Source organism: uncultured Leifsonia sp., assembly GCF_945957465.1.
Lineage (GTDB): Bacteria > Actinomycetota > Actinomycetes > Actinomycetales > Microbacteriaceae > Leifsonia.
This window is the reverse complement of record NZ_CAMFLC010000018.1, coordinates 13,353-32,774: the sequence shown is the minus strand read 5'-3', so window position 1 is coordinate 32,774 and position 19,422 is coordinate 13,353. Positions and strand designations below refer to the sequence as shown.

The 19,422-nt window shown below is 70.6% G+C and carries 16 protein-coding genes; 13 read left to right on the top strand and 3 right to left on the bottom strand.

Annotation, left to right across the window (positions count from 1 at the left end; translation table 11 throughout):
• Positions 1–46 precede the first annotated feature (46 nt).
• Entirely contained in the window at positions 47–679 is a 633-nt protein-coding gene (locus tag Q0Q23_RS10050) for a TMEM175 family protein (RefSeq protein ID WP_295122666.1), read from the bottom strand.
• A 268-nt stretch (positions 680–947) separates the two neighbouring features.
• Between Q0Q23_RS10050 and Q0Q23_RS10045 the strand changes: the two genes are divergently transcribed.
• The 9 genes from Q0Q23_RS10045 to Q0Q23_RS10005 all read left to right on the top strand — a co-directional run bounded on the left by Q0Q23_RS10045 (position 948) and on the right by Q0Q23_RS10005 (position 11,009).
• Positions 948–2,414: a D-alanyl-D-alanine carboxypeptidase/D-alanyl-D-alanine-endopeptidase gene (locus tag Q0Q23_RS10045; RefSeq protein ID WP_295122664.1), complete on the top strand. Its 1,467-nt coding sequence runs from the start codon at positions 948–950 to the stop codon at positions 2,412–2,414.
• 15 nt (positions 2,415–2,429) lie between these two features.
• The gene (locus Q0Q23_RS10040; protein ID WP_295122662.1) at positions 2,430–3,023 is read left to right on the top strand and encodes an isochorismatase family protein; all 594 of its coding nucleotides are present in this window, start codon (positions 2,430–2,432) and stop codon (positions 3,021–3,023) included.
• Between the two features lie 71 nt (positions 3,024–3,094).
• Complete coding sequence (locus Q0Q23_RS10035) at positions 3,095–5,260, top strand: efflux RND transporter permease subunit (RefSeq protein ID WP_295122659.1); 2,166 nt, start codon at positions 3,095–3,097, stop codon at positions 5,258–5,260.
• A gap of 134 nt (positions 5,261–5,394) precedes the next feature.
• The gene (locus tag Q0Q23_RS10030) at positions 5,395–6,174 is read left to right on the top strand and encodes a thiamine pyrophosphate-dependent enzyme (protein WP_295122656.1); all 780 of its coding nucleotides are present in this window, start codon (positions 5,395–5,397) and stop codon (positions 6,172–6,174) included.
• A 44-nt stretch (positions 6,175–6,218) separates the two neighbouring features.
• Positions 6,219–6,962, top strand: coding sequence for an alpha/beta fold hydrolase (locus Q0Q23_RS10025; RefSeq protein WP_295122653.1), 744 nt, complete (start codon positions 6,219–6,221; stop codon positions 6,960–6,962).
• A gap of 49 nt (positions 6,963–7,011) precedes the next feature.
• The gene (locus tag Q0Q23_RS10020; RefSeq protein ID WP_295122651.1) at positions 7,012–7,473 is read left to right on the top strand and encodes an Lrp/AsnC family transcriptional regulator; all 462 of its coding nucleotides are present in this window, start codon (positions 7,012–7,014) and stop codon (positions 7,471–7,473) included.
• A 26-nt stretch (positions 7,474–7,499) separates the two neighbouring features.
• Positions 7,500–8,978 (top strand): NAD-dependent succinate-semialdehyde dehydrogenase, encoded by a 1,479-nt coding sequence (locus Q0Q23_RS10015; protein ID WP_295122647.1) that lies wholly within the window; start codon positions 7,500–7,502, stop codon positions 8,976–8,978.
• 33 nt (positions 8,979–9,011) lie between these two features.
• A complete protein-coding gene (locus Q0Q23_RS10010; protein WP_295122644.1) occupies positions 9,012–10,196 on the top strand; it encodes a thiolase family protein in 1,185 nt (394 codons plus the stop codon).
• Positions 10,197–10,229: 33 nt separating this feature from the next.
• Entirely contained in the window at positions 10,230–11,009 is a 780-nt protein-coding gene (locus Q0Q23_RS10005) for a 3-hydroxyacyl-CoA dehydrogenase (protein WP_295122641.1), read from the top strand.
• A gap of 69 nt (positions 11,010–11,078) precedes the next feature.
• On the opposite strand, the gene Q0Q23_RS10000 is transcribed toward Q0Q23_RS10005, so the two are convergent.
• Positions 11,079–12,536: an XRE family transcriptional regulator gene (locus Q0Q23_RS10000; RefSeq protein WP_295122638.1), complete on the bottom strand. Its 1,458-nt coding sequence runs from the start codon at positions 12,534–12,536 to the stop codon at positions 11,079–11,081.
• 116 nt (positions 12,537–12,652) lie between these two features.
• On the opposite strand from Q0Q23_RS10000, the gene Q0Q23_RS09995 reads away from it, so the two are divergent.
• On the top strand, positions 12,653–14,581 hold the full coding sequence (locus Q0Q23_RS09995) for a phosphoenolpyruvate carboxykinase (GTP) (RefSeq protein ID WP_295122635.1): 1,929 nt from the start codon (positions 12,653–12,655) through the stop codon (positions 14,579–14,581).
• A gap of 136 nt (positions 14,582–14,717) precedes the next feature.
• On the opposite strand, the gene Q0Q23_RS09990 is transcribed toward Q0Q23_RS09995, so the two are convergent.
• Positions 14,718–16,682 (bottom strand): ABC transporter ATP-binding protein, encoded by a 1,965-nt coding sequence (locus Q0Q23_RS09990; protein WP_295122632.1) that lies wholly within the window; start codon positions 16,680–16,682, stop codon positions 14,718–14,720.
• Between the two features lie 124 nt (positions 16,683–16,806).
• On the opposite strand from Q0Q23_RS09990, the gene Q0Q23_RS09985 reads away from it, so the two are divergent.
• The 3 genes from Q0Q23_RS09985 to Q0Q23_RS09975 are packed head-to-tail and all read left to right on the top strand — an operon-like array spanning position 16,807 to position 19,402.
• Complete coding sequence (locus tag Q0Q23_RS09985) at positions 16,807–17,733, top strand: ABC transporter ATP-binding protein (protein ID WP_295122629.1); 927 nt, start codon at positions 16,807–16,809, stop codon at positions 17,731–17,733.
• On the top strand, positions 17,730–18,575 hold the full coding sequence (locus Q0Q23_RS09980; protein ID WP_295122626.1) for an ABC transporter permease: 846 nt from the start codon (positions 17,730–17,732) through the stop codon (positions 18,573–18,575). The genes Q0Q23_RS09985 and Q0Q23_RS09980 overlap by 4 nt, the downstream gene beginning before the upstream one ends.
• A complete protein-coding gene (locus tag Q0Q23_RS09975; RefSeq protein ID WP_295122622.1) occupies positions 18,572–19,402 on the top strand; it encodes an ABC transporter permease in 831 nt (276 codons plus the stop codon). The genes Q0Q23_RS09980 and Q0Q23_RS09975 overlap by 4 nt, the downstream gene beginning before the upstream one ends.
• Positions 19,403–19,422: the final 20 nt, after the last annotated feature.

The following is a 19,422-nucleotide window of genomic DNA, read 5'->3' as shown; positions in this document are numbered from 1 at the left end:
TTTCTCCCTGGGACGCGGTCCTCGCGCGCCCGCCCAGCCGCCACGCTCAGTCTCGGGGCCGCCGCCATCCCGTCGTGCTGACCACCGCGATGAAGTACGCCGGCACCGCCACGAACACGAGCAGTGAGGCGATCGGCGAGACGAAGACGAGCGCTCCCGCGACCAGGATCGGGATGGCGGCGAGCATCGCCTGGTAGCCGTGGAGGCGCATCCAGCCGGTATCGGCCGGATCGACGAGCAGTCGCGGCCGCGCGGCGAGGGTGAACTCGAGTCCCGTCCAGGAGGCGCTGACCACCAGTGAGACCAGGGTGTAGACGGCGACCGCCGCGATCTGGTCGGAGCGGGTGCCCTCGCGCACGGCTGCGGCGATCAGTGACGTGGGCCACGGCACGACCGAGACCCCGAGCAGGAGCAGGAGGTTCAGCAGGAGCACGGCGGGCTCGACGCGCGCGATCCGCCGGAAGACGGTGTGGTGGTGCAGCCAGATGCTGGCGATCGTGGCGAACGCCGCCAGGTAGGCGAGGTAACTCGACCAGTCGCTGAGCAGGGTCTCGGCGAATCGGCCGGGAGCCGGCACGCGCAGATCGAGGACCAGCAGCGTGATCGCGATCGCGAACACGGCGTCGCTGAACGCTTCGATGCGGCCGGTCTCACGGGTCGCGGAGGGTTCATCGGTCATCGGGGCCGTCCTCCCTTCGATCGCTGTCGACCCGGCCGCCCCCGCGCACCCGATTGGCGCTCTCAGGCAACGTGGGTAATATACCCGGATGCGCGAATCGGACCAGCGCGACTCCGGTCTGCCCGACGGCACCGAGTCTGAATCGACGAACACTTTCCCCCTTGTTCCCCCGGCCGGCGACTCCTCTGCGACGAGCGAGCCCGGCGATGCGTCGACTCGTTCGGGGCGCCGCGCGGCACGTGCGAGCGGTCGTAGGGGGGCCGACGGCATGCCGGGTGGTGCTGCGGGAGGAGCCCTCGCCGGCGTCCTCTCGGCGATCCGTACGCACCCGAAAGCGTGGATGGCCGCGGGAGCGGCCGTCGCCTTCGTCATCCTCGGCACGGGCAGCGTCGCTCTCGGCGCCACCCTGGGCGCGACGCCGGCCGGAGCTGCTGCTCCCACCGCGACACGGTCCGCGAGCAGCACCCCGACGCCCACGCCGACCCCTACGCCGACCGCCGACCCCGCGCGTCCCGTGCCCGCCGCGCAGCCGGCCGCGAGCCGCGTCCGCACCTGTTCGGTCGCCTCCCTCGCCCAGGACGGCCGCCTCGGCAATCTCGAGGCCCAGGTGGTCAACGCCAAGACCGGCCAGGTGCTCTTCGATCGCAACGGCGGCAAGCCGGGTCCGACCGCCTCGGTGCTCAAGACCCTGACCTCTGCGGCTGCTCTGGCGACGCTCGGCCCGGACTACCGGGTGCAGACCACTGTCGTCGCCGGCAGCGCGCCCGGACAGGTCGTGATCGTCGGCGGTGGTGACGTGACGCTGTCGCGTCTGCCCGGCGGACAGGGCGCGTTCTACACGGGCGCACCCTCGATCCAGGATCTCGCGAACCAGACCAAGCAGGCGCTGGGCGGTCAGCCCGTGACGTCCATCGTCGTCGACACGTCGTTGTTCGGCGGCCCGCTGTGGCAGCCGAGCTGGGACGAGCACGAGGAGCGGGTGGTCGAGGGGTCCACCCCGTACATGTCCGCCCTGATGGTGGACGGCGATCGCAATGACCCGGGCGCGGTGGAATCGCCGCGCAGCACGGACCCGACCGGACGCGCGGTGCAGTACTTCCAGCAGTACCTCGGGACGAACGTCCCGGTGACCTCGGGATCGGCTCCGGCGGGCGCGCGCCAGCTCGCGGCCGTGCAGTCGCAGCCTGTCACCACCCTGATCGATCAGGCGATGAAGTACTCCGACAACACGATCATGGAGGAGCTCGCGCGGCTCGTCGCGATCAAGGCGGGCGCAGGCAACACCTTCGACGCCGAGAACGCCGGCGTGCTCGCCGGCCTGAAGGGCTACGGGATCGACACCAGCGGCATCCACATCGCCGACGGTTCCGGCCTCAGCGCCGACAACGCGGTGCCGCCGTCGTACCTGACCCAGCTCTTCATCAAGGTGCTCAACCGCCAGAACGGGCTCGGCGTCGTCTACGACGGCCTGCCGGTTTCCGGTCAGTCGGGCACGCTCGGCCCGGGCTACAGCCGCTTCACGGGCGCGAACGCGGTCGCCCGCGGCGCCGTCCACGCCAAGACCGGCTGGATCGACAACGGCTACACGCTCGCCGGGATCGTCGACGCCGCCGACGGCACTCCGCTCACGTTCGCCGTCTTCGCGCTCGGCCCGGTGAGCGACAATGCCAAGCAGGCGATCGACACGCTCGTCACCGGCTTCTACAAGTGCGGTGACAACCTCATGAACGGCTGAGCGGAGGAGGCGGCGATGGGCAAGGCGCTGTTCATCATCGACGTGCAGAACGACTTCACCGAAGGGGGAGCCCTCGGTGTCGCCGGGGGAGCCGCGGTGGCGGCGGCCATCACGGAGCATCTGCGCGCCCATGCGGACGACTACGCGATCGTGCTCGCGAGCCGCGACTGGCACGACGCGGACAACGACAACGGAGGCCACTTCGCGGGCGACGCCGATCCCGACTTCGTGAACACCTGGCCGGCGCACTGCGTGGCCGGCACAGCGGGAGCCGACTATCACCCGGCGCTCGACACCTCACGGGTGGGCTATCACATCCGCAAGGGCCAGGGCGTGCCCGCGTACTCGATCTTCGAGGGGCGGACCGAGGCCGGGTCGACCGTGCACAACATCCTCGACGAGCACGGGATCGACACCGTCGACATCGCGGGCATCGCGACCGACTACTGCGTGCGCGCATCGGCGCTCGACGCGCTCGCGCACGGTCAGCGCGTGCGCGTACTCACATCGCTCGTCGCCGGTGTGGCGCCGGACTCGTCGGCGGACGCGCTCGCCGAGCTCGCCCACGCCGGCGCGGAACTCATCGCGACCGACCGGGAGGTTGGATAGAAGGCGACTGGCCGCCTGCATCGATTACGCACTATGCTGATTGCTAACTTGGCTAGCTAATTGGAGGCGTGATGTCGGGCAGACCGTCGACCTGGGTGCGGATCGTGGTGCCGATCGCGCTCATCCTGATCTGGTTGGTAGTGGCCGGCCTCGGCGGCCCGACGTTCGGCAAGCTGTCCGGGGTGTCCAGCAACGACCAGGCCGCGTTCCTGCCCGCCAGCGCGGAGTCGACCGAGGTCCAGGACTGGCAGAAGCGGTTCACCGACTCCGAGGCCGTCCCCGCGATCGTCGTCGTGCAATCCGATTCCACGATCGCGAAGAGCGAGCTGGCCGGATACTCCCAGCTCGCCGCGAAGCTCGGCGCTGTCGACGGAGTGCAGGCGCCCGAGGCGGGTGCGAGCACGAGCGTCGCCGGCCCGATCCCGTCGGAGGACGGCCGCGCCGTGCAGTTCATCGTGCCCGTCGCCGACACCGAGAATGTGAAGTCGGTCGTCGCCGACCTGCGCGACGTCGTGAAGAGCGACCTGCCCGCGGGAACCCAGGGCTGGGTCACCGGGCCGGCGGGCCTCACGGCCGACCTCGTCAACGCGTTCGGCGGCATCGACGGCATCCTCCTCCTCGTCGCGGTCGGTGCGGTGTTCGTCATCCTGCTGCTGGTGTACCGCGCGCTCCTGCTGCCGTTCCTGGTCCTGCTCACCTCGGTGTTCGCCCTCTGCGCGGCGATCCTCTTCGTGTACCTGTTCGCCCTGTGGGGCTGGATCAAGCTGAGCGGGCAGAGCCAGGGCATCCTCTCGATCCTGGTGATCGGGGCCGCCACCGACTACTCCCTCCTGCTCGTCGCACGGTACCGGGAAGCGCTGGAGCAGGAGGAGTCGCGCTGGACGGCGATCCTCACCGCGTGGAAGGCCGCGTTCGAACCCATCATCGCGTCCGGCGCGACGGTCATCCTCGCCCTGCTGTGCCTGCTGTTCTCCGACCTCAACTCCAACAAGAGCCTCGGGCCGATCGCGGCGATCGGCATCGTGTTCTCGCTGCTCTCGGCGCTGACCCTGCTGCCGACGCTGCTCGCGGTGTTCGGCCGCGCGGCGTTCTGGCCGTTCCGGCCCGTGTACGCCGGCGACCGTCCGCACGAGCACAAGCACAGCGACACGGAGCGGATCGCGGGGCTGGAGAGCGTCCGCGGCGTCTGGCGGCGCGTCGGAGCGCTGATCGCGCGTCGGCCGCGCGTCACCTGGATCGTGTCGTTCGTGCTGCTCGCCGCCTGCGCGCTGGGACTCACCCAGCTCAAGGCGAACGGCGTCCAGCAGACCGACCTCGTTCTCACGCAGTCCGATGCGGTGGACGGACAGAAGATCCTCGCGAAGCACTTCGACGCGGGCTCCGGCGCGCCGGTCGTCATCGTCGCGAAGGAGGCCGACGGCGAGGCGGTGCGCGCGGCGGCGCAGAAGAACGACGGCATCGCGTCTGCGACCCTCTACACGGGCGGAGGCCGCCCGGCGTCGGCCGGCGGCGCGGCAACGCCTCCGGTCGTCAAGGACGGCCGGGTGCTCATCCAGGCGACGCTGAAGGCGCAGCCCGACTCGGCTGCGGCGGAGCAGGTCGTCCGCGAGCTGCGCCACGACCTCCCGGAAGCCGGCCAGGGCGTGCTCGTCGGCGGGGTCACCGCCATCGCGCTGGACACCAACGACACCGCCCAGCGCGACCTGATGAAGATCATCCCGATCGTGTTGCTGGTGATCCTCGTCGTCCTGATGCTGCTGCTGCGGTCGATCCTCGCGCCCGTGCTCCTGATCGCCAGCGTGGTGCTGTCGTACGCTGCGGCGCTGGGGGTGTCGGCACTCGTGTTCGACCACCTGTTCCGCTTCCCGGGCGCCGATGCGAGCGTGCCCCTGTTCGGGTTCGTGTTCCTGGTGGCCCTGGGAGTGGACTACAACATCTTCCTGATGACGCGGGTGCGCGAGGAGTCGCTGCGGATCGGGACACGGCCGGGCATTCTGCGGGGCCTCGGGATGACCGGCAGCGTCATCACCTCGGCCGGAGTCGTCCTGGCAGCGACGTTCGCGGCGCTCGCCGTGATCCCCATCCTGTTCCTCGTGCAGATCGCGTTCATCGTCGCATTCGGCGTGCTGCTGGACACCGTGCTGGTGCGCTCGCTGCTCGTCCCGGCGGTGTCCTACGACATCGGCCGGTCGATCTGGTGGCCGTCGAAGCTCTGGCGGAACGCTCCGCGCGGCTGAGCGACCGTCGGTCCGGCGCGGCACCGCGCACCCTGTAGAGCGGAGCGCGGCGTTCGCCGCCGGGCGCTGGACAGGATGCGCGGCCGGCGTCGCGCGCGTTGCCGCCCGCGCGACGGTCGGAGAGAGTGGCGGATATGACCCCCACGATCCTCGAGCCGGTCACCGGAGCGCGCGCCGACGTCGCCGCCCTGCTCCGCCGGCTCTACCGGACGATGGCGACCGTGCGCCGGCTGGACCGCGAAGCGGTCGTCCTGCGCGGCCGCGGCATCCTCCCCGGACACATCGACTCCCGCGGCCGTGAGGCCGTCCACGTCGGCGCGGCGTCAGCGCTCGACCCGGCGCGCGACCGCGCCTTTCCCGCGGCTCATGAGCCGGGGATCGCGATCGCACTCGGAGCCGACCCCGCTGCCGTCCTGAGCACGGCCAACGGAACTCTCGGCGCCGCGTTCGGCGGATCGGTCACGCACGCGGTCGGCTGGGCACTGGGCGCCAAACTCGACCGCACCGGCGCGTGCGCGCTGGCACCCATCGGTGCGGGTGTCGGCAGCCCGGCCGAGCTGCGTGAAGCCGTGGGCACCGCTCGCGCCGCGGCGCTGCCCGTGGTGTTCCTCTCGAGCGCTGGTCGCTCAGGGCGAGCGACGATGCCCGTCCTCCTGGTCGACGGCTCCGACGCGCTCGCCGTGCACGATGCCACGCTGGAAGCTCTCGAGCACGCACGGTCGGGGGCCGGGCCGATCCTGATCGACGCCGTGCTGCCCGACCCGTCGGCGTGGCCGGCCCGCGACCCGCTCGTGGTCTGCGAGCAGCGCCTCCGCGCGACCGGCACCGTCGACGACGACTACTTCGCCGAGATCGCCGACACCGCGGACGCGGTCGCCGACCGGATGCGCGCGCGCCTGGCGACGGGCCGTTGACGCTGACGCTGCCGCTGCCCGCTGCGATCCACGAGGATGGAGCCATGCACCTGCACGTCGAACGGCATCCCGGACCCGACCCGGTTCTGCTCGTCCACGGCTTCGCGACCACCGGCGCACTGACCTGGGAGGCGACCGGCTGGGTGGCCGCGCTCGCCGAGGCCGGACGCGGCGCGGTCGTCCCCGACCTGCGTGGCCACGGCGCGAGCGCGTCGCCGCATGAGCCCGCCCTCTACTCGCCCGACCAGCTCGCCGCCGATCTGATCGCGGTCCTCGACGAGCAGGGGCTGCAGCGGGTGGACGTCATCGGCTATTCGATGGGCAGCTGGGTCGCGCTGGCTCTCGCCGGTTCCGCGCCCGAGCGCGTGCGCCGACTCGTCGTCGGCGGCATCGGGACGGTCGAGCAGTTCGGCCACTGGGGGGTGGAGGCCGTCCAGCGGGCCATCCTCGACGGTGCCGACGCCCTCCCCGCCGACAACCCGCTCGCGCCCCTCCTCTCGTCGCTGCGGGAGGCTCCCGGCGTGGACCGCGAAGCCCTGGCCGCATGCGCGGCGGGGATGGCGCGGCACCCGCTGCCGTTGCCCTCGCTCGAGCGGCCCGGCGCGCCCGCCCCGGTCCTGGTCGTGGTCGGCGAGGTCGACCCGGTGGCACAGGGCGCCGACGAAGCGGCCCGGCTGCTCGGGGCCGAGCTCGTCGTGCTCCCGAGGCGCAATCACATCACCACCCTGAGCGCCCGCGGGTTCAAGCAGGCTGCCCTCCCGTTCCTGGGAGCTTCGGTCAGCGTGTAGGAGAGCTGCGGCAGGGGTCGTACGATGTGCGGGGAGCGAAGGAGTGCGCATGATCGACAGACTGGACGCCGACTTGATCGCGCTGCTCACGGAGGAGCCCCGGCTGGGGGTCTTCGAGGCCTCCCGGCGGCTGGGCGTCGCGCGCGGCACGGTGCAGGCGCGCCTCGACCGGTTGCAGCGCTCCGGCGTGGTCAAAGACTTCGCACCGACCATCGACAGTCGCCGGCTGGGCTTCCCGGTGACGGCGTTCGTGACCGCCGAGATCACCCAGAGCGACCTCTCGGTGGTCGAGCACCTGCGCGGCATCCCGGAGGTGCTGGAGGTGCACACGGTCACCGGGTCGGGCGATCTGCTGATCCGGGTGGTCGCCCGCTCCAACGCCGACCTTCAGCGCGTGATCAACGGCATCCTCGCTGATCCCGGGATCAGCCGCACGTCGACCGTCATCGCGTTGGAGACCAAGATCGAGAGCCGCAGCGTACCGCTGGTGCAGGCGGCAGTGAACGAGTGAGCAGGACCGAGCCAGGAGGTATCAGGATGGATCAGACGGGTCTCACCGAGACGGGGCTGCTGGAACGGGTGCCCGACCGTCTCTACATCGGCGGCGAGTGGGTTCCGGGAGCTAACGGGACGCTGAAGGTGTTCGACCCCGCGACCGGGGACCTCATCCGTGAGATCGCGAACGCGTCGGCGGAGGACGGCGGACGTGCCCTGGATGCCGCCGTGGCGGCGCAGGACTCCTGGGCGGCGACCGCGCCGCGCGCCCGAGGCGAGATCCTGCGCCGCGCGTTCGACCTGCTGCAGGAGCGCCGTGGCGAGTTCGCGCTGCTGATGACGCTGGAGATGGGCAAGCCGCTGGCCGAGGCCGACGGCGAGGTCACCTACGGCGGCGAGTTCCTCCGTTGGTTCTCCGAGGAGGCCGTGCGCATCGCGGGCCGCTACGCGACCAACCCGGAGGGCACGGGTCGCATGATCGTGTCGCAGCACCCGGTCGGGCCGTGCTTCCTGATCACGCCGTGGAACTTCCCGCTGGCGATGGCGACGCGCAAGATCGCGCCGGCACTGGCCGCGGGCTGCACGGTCGTCGTGAAGCCGGCCGAGCTGACGCCGCTGACGACCCTGTACTTCGCGCGGCTGCTGGAGGACGCCGGACTGCCCGCCGGCGTGCTGAACGTGATCACGACCTCGACCTCCGGAGCGGTCTCTGCTCCGATCATCGCCGACCCCAGGCTGCGCAAGCTCTCGTTCACCGGCTCGACCGAGGTGGGGAGGAAACTGCTGCAGCAGGCGTCCGAGAACGTGCTGCGCACCTCCATGGAGCTCGGCGGCAACGCGCCGTTCGTCGTGTTCGACGACGCCGACCTCGACCGCGCGGTCGACGGCGCGATGCTCGCGAAGTTCCGCAACATCGGCGAGGCCTGCACCGCCGCCAACCGCTTCATCGTGCACGAGGACGTCGCCGACGAGTTCGCCCGCCGGGTCACGGCCAAGGTCGACGCGATGAAGATCGGCCGCGGCACCGAGGAGGGCGTGACCATCGGGCCCCTGATCAACGAGGACGCCGTCGACAAGGCGGCGGAGCTCCTCGAAGACGCGGTCGCGCGGGGCGCGTCGGTCCTCACCGGCGGCTCCCGCGTCTCCGGGCCCGGCACCTTCTTCGAGCCGACCGTGGTGACCGACGTGCGCGCGGGCAGCGAGATCCTCCGACAGGAGATCTTCGGCCCGGTGCTGTCGATCGTCCGCTTCCGCGACGAGGACGAGGCCGTGCGCATCGCCAACGACACCGAGTTCGGCCTGGTCTCCTACGTGTTCACGCAGGATCTCGCGCGGGGCCAGCGGATGATCGAGCGCCTGCAGACGGGGATGATGGGGCTCAACGTCGGCGTCGTCTCGAACGCCGCCGCCCCGTTCGGCGGCGTCAAGCAGTCGGGGCTGGGCCGTGAGGGAGGCCTGGAGGGCATCCACGAGTACCTCAGCACGAAGTACACCCTGACCCCCGACCCGTTCACGGTCTGACGCCGTCGACCGTCCGAACCGAGGAGCTGCACCATGCCGACCGAAGCCGTCATCGTCGACGTCGTCCGCACGCCGTCCGGCCGCGGCAAGCCAGGGGGCGAACTGTCCGACATCCATCCCGCCGATCTCCTGGCCGGTGTGCTCGCCGAGGTCGTTCATCGCAACGGGCTCGACCCTGCACTGCTCGACGACGTCATCGGGGGATGCGTCACGCAGTCGGGCGAGCAGGCGGGGAACATCACGCGCACGGCGGTGCTCAGCGCGGGGTTCCCGGAGAGCGTGCCGGGTGTCACCGTCGACCGGCAGTGCGGGTCGAGCCAGCAGGCCGCCGCATTCGCAGCACAGGGGGTGATCGCCGGTGCGTACGACATCATCATCGCCTGCGGGGTGGAGTCGATGAGTCGGGCTCCGATGGGCTCGAACCTGGGCGCAGCCTCCCTCGGCGGCGAACTGCTGCACTCGCGCTATCCGGACGGCCTCGTCAACCAGGGCGTGGCGGCGGAGCTGATCGCCCAGCGCTGGGGCATCGCCCGCGACGAGCTCGACGCCTTCGCCGCCGAGTCGCACCGGCGGGCGGCGGAGGCCGCGGCGTCCGGCGCGTTCGAGCACGAGCTCGTTCCGGTGCCGACTCCCGACTCCGGGAGTGTTGAGGCGGACGAGACGATCCGCCCGGGGACGACGGTCGAGAAGCTCGCCTCGCTCGCGCCGTCGTTCCGCACCGACGCGCTGGCCGCGCGCTTCCCGCAGCTCGACTGGCGGATCACGCCGGGGAACTCCTCGCCGCTCACCGACGGGGCGTCGGCGGCTTTGATCATGAGCGGGGAGGCAGCGAAGCGACTCGGCCTGAAGCCTCGTGCGCGCTTCCACTCGTTCGCCGTCGCCGGCAGCGACCCGCTGTACATGCTCACCGGGATCCTGCCCGCCACCCGCAAGCTGCTCGACCGCAGCGGCGTGCGGCTCGACGAGATCCAGGCGTACGAGGTCAACGAGGCGTTCGCGCCCGTGCCGCTCCTGTGGCAGCGGGAGTTCGGCGTCGACGCCTCCCGGCTGAACCCGCGAGGCGGCGCGATCGCGCTGGGCCACGCACTCGGCTCCTCGGGGACGCGGTTGCTCGGCACCCTCCTGAACGAACTGGAAGCGACCGGCGGCCGGTTCGGCCTGCAGACCATGTGCGAAGGCGGAGGCACCGCCAACGCCACCCTCATCGAGCGGCTCTGAACGCCGCCTCCCCGCTCCGACGAAAGGACTCTCATGCAGATCGACGGTTGCTCCGCCCTGGTCACCGGCGGCGCCAGCGGGCTCGGCAACGCCACGGCGCGGGCGTTGACCGAGGCCGGCGCTCGCGTCGTGATCCTCGACCTCCCCAGCTCGGAGGGTGAGAAGGCCGCGGTCGCCCTCGGCCCGCACGCGCGGTTCGTCGCCGCCGACGTCACCGATGTCGAGCAGGTTCAGGAGGCCGTCCAGGCGGCGAGTGCGCTGGCACCGCTGCGGATCGTCGTCAACTGCGCGGGCATCGCGACCGCGCAGAAGGTGCTCGGCCGTGACGGCGTCCTCCCGCTGGAGAGCTTCGAGCGGGTCATCCGCGTCAACCTGATCGGCACGTTCAACGTCGTACGCCTCGCGGCTGCGGCGATGGTCGAGACCGAGCCCGTGGGGGAGGACGTGCCCGGCGGTCGCGAACGCGGCGTCATCGTGAACACGGCGTCGGTGGCCGCGTTCGATGGGCAGATCGGGCAGCCGGCCTACTCGGCCTCGAAGGGCGGCGTCGCCGCGATGACCCTGCCGCTGGCGAGGGAGTTCGCCCGCAGCCTGATCCGTGTCGTCACCATCGCGCCGGGCATCTTCGAGACGCCGATGATGGCGGGGTTGCCGCAGGCGGCGCAGGACTCGCTCGCCGCGCAGGTGCCCCATCCGTCACGGCTCGGCCGTCCGTCCGAGTACGCGCAGCTGGTGCGCTCCATCGTGGAGAACCCGATGCTCAACGGCGAGACCATCCGTCTCGACGGCGCCATCCGCATGCAGCCCAAGTAGGTCGACATTCGTCACGAATGTCGACATTCGTGGCACGAAAGCGGTGATTCGTGACGAATGTCGCGGCGCTCAGACGCCGGAGTGCGCCTCGAGGAACGTGTACACGTCCGAGTCGTCGACGCCGGGGAACGAGCCCGACGGAAGCGGAGAGAGGATGTGCGCGTGCAGCCGCGCGCTCGGCCAGGCTTTGCCCGACCAGTGCCCGGTCAGCTCGGCCGGAGCGCGCTTGCAGCAGGACTCGTCGGGACAGCGCGACTCCGCCCGCTCCGTCGTCTCACGGCCCCGGAACCATTTGGCCTGATCGAACGGGACGCCGACGCTGATCGAGAAACCGCCGTCGGCGGTGGTGCCGGTCTGCGTCGAGCACCAGTAGGTCCCGGCGGGGGTGTCGGTGTACTGGTAGAACTCGGTCGTGCGGTTCGTGCGCACGAAGGCCTTGCGGGCTCCCCACTTGCGGCACACCACCTGGCCTTCGATGGAGCCGGTCACGTCGGTCGGAAGCGGCAGGCCGTCGTTCTCGTAGCCCTTGTAGAGTGTGCCGTCGTCGCCGACGCGCAGGAAGTGCAGCGGCATGTCGAGGTGGCGGGTCGCCAGGTTGGTCAGCCGCAGGGCGGCGGCCTCGTGGGTCACGCCGAAGGCGTCGCGGAAGTCTTCGACGGCGAGGTCCTTCTCCTTCTTCGCCTGCTGGAGGAATGCGACGGCGGCCTCCTCCGGCATCAGGCAGCACGCGGCGAAGTAGTTGATCTCGAGGCGCTGGCGCAGGAAGTCCGCGTAGCTGGCGGGTTGTTCGTGGCCGAGGAGCCGGTGCGCCATCGCCTGCAGCGCCATCGACCGCAGGCCGTGGCCGCCGGGGATGGATGCCGGAGGCAGGTAGATGCGCCCGTTCTCGAGGTCGGTGATCGACCGGGTCGAGCGCGGGAGATCGTCGACGTAGATGAGCTCGAACCCGAGCTGCTCGGCCATCACGCTGACCTCGCGGTGGGTGAGCGCGCCGCGGACGTGGCCGGAGGCACGCACGCGCTCCTCCGCAAGCACCTCGATGTCGGGGATGTAGTTGTTCTGACCGCGCATCCGCTCGCGCAGCTCGGTGTTGGCCCTTCGGGCCTCCTCGGGCGTGGCGATCGCTTCGTTGGCGCGGCGGGCGAGCTCCCGGTGAAGTCCGACCAGCGCCGCCAGCGTCTCCGTCGGGGTGCCCTTCGTCGGCTTGACGGCCGGGAGACCGAGTGAGCCGTACAGGGTGCCGCGCTGGGCGCGCGCGAGCTCGATCTCCAGGGCGGCGCGCTCGTCCGGCGGCTCGGCGGAGAGCAGATCGGCGAGCTGCACGCCGAGAGCCGATGCGAGCGACCCGAGGAGGGAGATACGCGGCTCGCGCTTGCCGTTCTCGATGAGCGAGAGCTGGCTGGCGGCGACGCCGGCGGCACTGCCGAGCTCGTCGAGTGTCAGGCCGCGCTGGGTGCGGAAGTGCCGGATGCGGTGACCGAGGGTGGTGACGTCGGCGGTGACCGGCACGGAGTCGAGGGAGTCCATGCCTTCACGATAGCGAAAGAATCGCAATTCTTTACCTCATAAATCGCGTCCAGTCGTGCGAATCCTCCCTGAAGCTGGATTCACGCCCCGATCTTTCCGAACGAGAGGACCCCGGAATGAGCATCGCCGAGCTTCCCCGGACCGCCCACCCGCACACCGACGATCCGGAGACCGACACCATGCAGACCGCACAGGCGTACGACTCCCTCGCTCCAGCTCCCGAGCCGCGTCCGGCCGGCGAGGCTGCGGGTCCCGCAGGACTCGACGGCCTCCGTGCCTGGGTGGCGGGCATCGCCGACCTCACGCAGCCCGAGTCGATCGTCTGGTGCGACGGGTCTCCCGGTGAGGAAGACCGCCTCACCAAGCAGCTCGTGGCGGAGGGCAAGCTCATCCGGCTGAACCCGGAGTGGCGCCCCAACAGCTTCCTCGCCCGCACCGATCCGCGCGATGTCGCCCGGGTGGAGGACCGCACGTTCATCTGCTCGATCGACGAGGAGGACGCCGGACCGACGAACAACTGGCGCGAGCCGGAGGCCATGCGCGCCGAGCTGCGCGACGTCTTCGCCGGCAGCATGCGCGGTCGCACGATGTACGTCGTCCCGTTCTCGATGGGGCCGGTGGGCGGCCCGATCTCGCAGGTCGGAATCGAACTGACCGACTCCGCGTACGTCGCGGTGAGCATGGCGAAGATGACCCGGGTGACCAGCGCCGTCCTCGACCTGATCGACGCCGGAGCGGCGTGGGTGCCGACCGTGCACAGCGTCGGTGCGCCGCTGATCGACGACGCGGGCGTCCGGCGCGACGACGTCGCCTGGCCCTGCAACGACACCAAGTACATCGTCCAGTTCCCGGAGACGCGCGAGGTGTGGTCGTACGGTTCGGGTTACGGCGGCAACGCCATCCTGGCCAAGAAGTGCTTCGCGCTGCGGATCGCGTCCGCGATGGCCCGCGACGAGGGCTGGCTCGCCGAGCACATGCTGCTCATCAAGGTCACCTCGCCCGAGGGCCGCGCCTTCCACTTCGCGGCGGCGTTCCCGTCGGCGTGCGGCAAGACCAACCTCGCGATGCTGCGGCCGACCATCCCGGGATGGAGTGTCGAGACCATCGGCGACGACATCGCCTGGCTGCGCCAGGGTCCCGACGGCCGTCTGCGCGCCATCAACCCGGAAGCGGGCTTCTTCGGCGTCGCGCCGGGCACCGGCGAGCTCACCAACAAGACCGCGGTCGAGACCCTCTGGGGCAACACGATCTTCACCAACGTGGCGCTGCGCGACGACGGCGACGTGTGGTGGGAGGGTCTCACCGAGGAGCCTCCCGCGCACCTCATCGACTGGGAGGGCAACGACTGGACGCCGGCGAGCGGGCGGCCGGCCGCGCACCCGAACTCGCGGTTCACCGTGTCCGCGGCGCAGTGCCCGTCCATCGCTGACGACTGGGACGCGTTCGACGGCGTTCCGATCGACGCCATCCTGTTCGGCGGACGCCGCGCCACCAACGTCCCGCTCGTCGCCCAGGCGCGCGACTGGAAGCACGGCGTCTTCATCGGCGCGACGGTGTCGTCCGAGAAGACGGCGGCGGCGGAGGGGACCGTCGGCGAACTGCGCCGCGACCCGTTCGCGATGCTCCCGTTCTGCGGCTACAACATGGCGGACTACTGGGGCCACTGGCTCGAGATCGGCGAGCAGCTCGGCGAGAACGCTCCGGCGGTGTTCCAGGTCAACTGGTTCCGCAAGGGCGACGACGGCCGGTTCCTCTGGCCGGGCTTCGGCGAGAACTCGCGCGTGATCGAGTGGATCGCCCGCCGGGTGGAGGGGAAGGCCGACGCCGTCCCGACGCCGATCGGCCGCCTCCCGCGGATCGATCAGCTCGACTTGGACGGGCTCGACCTGCCGGAGGCCGACGTCGACGAGCTCTTCGAGGTCGACCGGGACAGCTGGCTCGCCGAGTGCGACCTGACCGAGGAGTACTTCGAGCGTTTCGGCAGTCGCGTCCCCGCCGCGCTCCGCGCAGAGCTCGCCTCCCTGCGCTACCAGCTCCGCGCCTGACCGCCCTCTGACCGCCCTCTGACCGCCCCCTGACCGCCCGACTCCTGACCGCGGGCGACCGCCGAGTACGCAGACTGTCTGCGTACTCGGCGGTTTTTCGTCGATTATCGGCGTACTCGCGAGGTGCTGACGGCTCTCAGACGAGGAGTTGGTGCTTGGCGAGGTCGCGGTAGAGCGGGGTGGACTCGACGAGCTCGGAGTGGGTGCCGACGCCGACCACGCGGCCGTGGTCGAGCACGACGATCTGGTCGCTGTCGACGACCGTGGAGAGCCGGTGCGCGATCACCAGCAGGGTGCGGTCCTCCGCCACCGCGTCGATCGCCTCCCGCATCAGCTGTTCGTTGCGGCCGTCGAGGCTGGACGTGGACTCGTCCAGCAGCAGCACGGGCGGTGCCGCCAGCAGCGCGCGGGCGATCGCGAGCCGCTGGCGCTCGCCGCCGGAGAGCATGATGCCGTCCTCGCCGACCGGGGCATCGAGCCCGAGGTCGCTGCGCTCCAGCACCTCGGTGAGGTTGACCGCGTGGAGGACGTCGGTGCACTGCTCGTCCGTCGCGTCCGGCGTGGCCAGCCGGAGGTTGTCGCGCAGCGAGCCCGCGAGCACCGGCGCGTCCTGCTCGACGTAGCCGATGTTCGAGCGGAGGGCGACGCGATCCAAGGTTCGCACGTCCATTCCACCGAACCGCACCTCGCCGGCCTCCGGGTCGTAGAAGCGCTCGATCAGCGCCAGGATGGTGGACTTTCCCGCGCCGGACGGCCCGACCAGAGCGGTCCGCTTGCCGCGCGGGACGCGGAAGCTGACGCCGTGGAGCACACCGCCGTGAGTGGGCGCGGACGCGGGGTCCCCGATCCCGGCGGCCGCCTCCGCCTCGGCCACCACATCCGCGCCGGCGAGCGCGCCGAAGGCGATGGCCTCGGTGTCCGTCGGCGCGGTGCCGGCCTGCGCCGTCGTCCCGTCGGGCGACGGCGTCGACGGATATGCGAACTTCACATCCACGAACTCGATGGCGGGGGCGTCGGGTGCGAGGCCCTCGTTCGCCGCACCGACGGTCAACGCGAGCGGGGCGATCTCGCGGTCGTGCTGGTCCTCGGTCGGCAGATCGAGGATCTCCTGGATGCGGCCCAGGGCTCCCAGAGCCGAGTTGACCGCCGTGATGGCACCGAAGGCCTGGCCGAGCGGCAGGATCATCATGAACAGGAACAGGATGAACGCCACCAGGTTGGCGACGGTGATCGCGCCGCTCGCCACCCGGAAACCGCCGACGCCGAGCACGACCAGGAACGACACCTGCATCGCGATGCCGGCCACCGGCACCACGAGAGCCGAGATCTTCGCGACCCGGATGCCCATCCGCCACGCCCCGGTCGCGTCGTCGTCGACGGCGGCGATCTCGCGGTCGGTCGCATTGGCCGCGCGGATCGTCCGCACGGAGCTGATCGCCCGCTCCACCGCGGCGGCCAGGTCGCCGACCTTGGTCTGCGCCTTCTGACTGGCCACGCGGATGCGGCCGGAGAGCAGCGTGACGACGACGATGGAGACCGCGACCACGAGCACGGTGAGCCCCAGCAGCACGGGGTCGATGACGAGCATCGCGACGAGCGCGCCGATGAACGTGAGGGCGCCGCCGATGGCCTCCACGAGTCCCTGGGTGAGCACGGCGCGCAGCAGCGTGGTGTCGGAGCCGACGCGCGACACGAGGTCGCCGGTGCGGCGGGTGTCGAACTCGCTGATCGGGAGTCGCAGCAGCCGCGCAACGAGTTTGCGGCGCGACGAGAGCACGACGCCCTCGCCGGTGCGCTGCAGGAGGTAGTGCTGGTAGCCGGAGATCAGTGCGGAGACGACCACGAGGGCGACGAGCCCCCAGACGATCCCGTTCAGCGGCTCGCCCTTGCCGACCAGCGTGATCACCTGGCTGACGAGCAGCGGCTGGGCGAGGCTCGCCGCCGCCCCCAGCACGCTGAGGACGACCACGAACGAGAGCACCGCGCGGTGCTCGAGGAGGTACGGGAGGAGCTGGCTGAACCGGGCGCGCGGCCCGGTGTCGGCCTCCCGCCGGGCGAAGGGCGAACGACGGCGCGGGGGAGCGCTGGTCTCGGTGCTCATGAGGTTCCTTCGAAGAGGGTTCGGGATGCTTCTTCGACCGTACTTCCTGTGGACTTCCGGTTTGCTGAAACCGCGGATGTCAGGGGGCATCGGATGTCGGACGAGGGGGATACAGTGCTCGACTATGCCGATGTCTGTCATCACCGCCACCGACCTGGTCAAGAAGTACAACGACTTCCCGGCCGTCGACGGCATCAGCTTCGAGGTCGAGGCGGGGGAGTCGTTCGGCCTGCTCGGCCCCAACGGCGCAGGCAAGTCCACCACGATGCGCATGATCGGGGCCGTCTCGACGCGCACGGCGGGCACGCTCAGCATCCTCGGGCTCGATCCCGACCGGTACGGTCCGGAGATCCGGTCGCAGCTCGGCGTGGTGCCGCAGTCCGACAACCTCGACACCGAGCTGAGGGTGCGTGACAACCTCATCGTGTACGGGCGCTACTTCGGTCTGCCGTCGGCACGCGTGCGCGAGCGTGCGGACGAACTGCTGGCGTTCGCCCAGCTGGAGGACAAGGCGAAGGCCAAGGTCGACGATCTCTCCGGCGGCATGAAGCGGAGGCTGACGATCGCCCGGGCGCTCATCAACGACCCGCGCATCCTGCTGCTCGACGAGCCGACGACCGGGCTCGACCCGCAGGCCAGGCACATCCTGTGGGACCGGCTGTTCCGGCTCAAGGAGCAGGGCACGACCCTGGTCCTCACGACCCACTACATGGACGAGGCCGAGCAGCTCTGCGACCGCCTGGTCGTGGTCGACAAGGGCACGATCATGGCGGAGGGCACCCCCGCCTCGCTCATCCGCCAGTACTCGACGCGCGAGGTCCTCGAGGTGCGGTTCGGGTCCGATCGCAACGCGGAGGTCGCTCCGCGGCTCGACGGGATCGGGGAGCGGGTCGAGGTGCTGCCCGACCGCATCCTCGTCTACAGCGACGACGGGGAGGCCGAGCTCGCTCGGCTGACGGAGCGCGGCCTCCACCCGCTCACGAGCCTCGTGCGCCGGTCGAGTCTCGAAGACGTGTTCCTGCGTCTCACCGGGCGGAGCCTGATCGAATGAGCGCGACCACGTCTGTGGGCGAGGGGTCGCAGGCGGCGCTCGCCGGGGCGAGGCGCCCGCGGCGCTTCGGCGCCTGGTACGTCGCGGAGCACCGGTTCCGGGTGATGCGTGCGTATCTGCAGACCCTGCTGGTCACGGGTTTCGGCAACCCGTTCCTCTATCTGTTCGCGATGGGTGTCGGCCTCGGGAGCCTGGTCAGCGCCAACCTGGGGCCGACCGCGGTGAACGGCGTGAGCTACCTGGCGTTCGTCGCGCCGGCGCTGCTCTGCACCGCCGGCGTCACCGTGGCCTGCGAGGAGTTCACCTACCCGGTGATGCTCGGGTTCAAGTGGAACCCGACCTTCGTCGGGATCAGCGCCTCCCCGATCTCCGCCGGGCAGATCATCGACGGCGTCGTCATCTCGGTGGTCGCGCGGCTTCTCGGCACGAGCATCGTCTACTACGGCTTCATGCTGCTGTTCGGCGCCGTGCCGAGCCCGTGGGGGTGGCTGGCGATCCTGGTCGCGACCCTCGGCGGCCTCGCCTTCGGCGCACCGGTCATGGCGTACGTCGCGACGCTGGAGCAGGACACCGGCCAGATCGCCATGCTGATGCGGTTCGTGCTGCTGCCGATGACCCTGTTCTCCGGCACCTTCTTCCCACTGGCGACGATGCCGCCCGCTCTGCAATGGATCGGCTGGATCTCGCCGCTCTGGCACTCCACGGAGCTCGCGCGCGTGTTCGCGTACGGTTACGCCGAGCCGCTGTGGCTCACACTCGTGCACGTGGTCTACCTGGCCGCGCTGTTCGTCGTCTTCTGGCGGCGGGCGCGGCGCATCGCCGCGAGGAGGCTGAACAAGTGACCACCACGCGCGATCCGCTCACCGCCGCCGTGTCGCGGGCGCGCCCGTTGCGCGCGCTCTACGCGGGCAACGCCCGCTCGGTGATGCAGCGCGGCTGGTCGGCGACGCGCAGCACGAACTGGCTGGTCATCGTGTCCGGCTTCTTCGAGCCGATCTTCTACCTGCTGTCGCTGGGCATCGGGTTCGGCGAGCTCGTCGGGGACGTGACCACGGCCGGAGGGGACCAGGTGCCGTACGCGGCATTCATCGCGCCGGCCCTGCTCGCCACGGCCGCGATGAACGGCGCGGTGTACGACTCGACCTGGAACGTGTTCTTCAAGATGCACTTCGCCAAGCTCTACGAGGGGATGCTGTCGACGTCCCTCGGGCCGCTCGACGTCGCGCTCGGGGAAATCCTCCTCGCGCTGCTCCGCGGCGCGCTCTACGCGGCCGGATTCATGATCGTGATGCAGGCGCTCGGGCTCAACCTGTCATGGTGGGCGCTGCTCGCCCTGCCTGCCGTCCTCCTCATCGCATTCGGCTTCGCGAGCTTCGGGATGGGCGTGACGAGCTACATGAAGACCTTCCAGCAGATGGACTGGATCAATTTCATCCTGCTGCCGATGTTCCTGCTCTCGGCGACGTTCTATCCGATCACGGTCTATCCGGACTGGATCCAGAAGATCATCATGGCGCTGCCGCTCTGGCATGGCGTCGAGCTGGTCCGCGGCCTCACCACCGGCGCCGTCGACCCCGGGATGCTCTGGCACGTGCTGTACTTCGCCGTCATGATCGCGCTCGGCCTGGTCCTGACGACCCGGCGCCTCCGCGCGCTCTTCCTCGACTGAACGTGCCCCTCGGGGAGCTG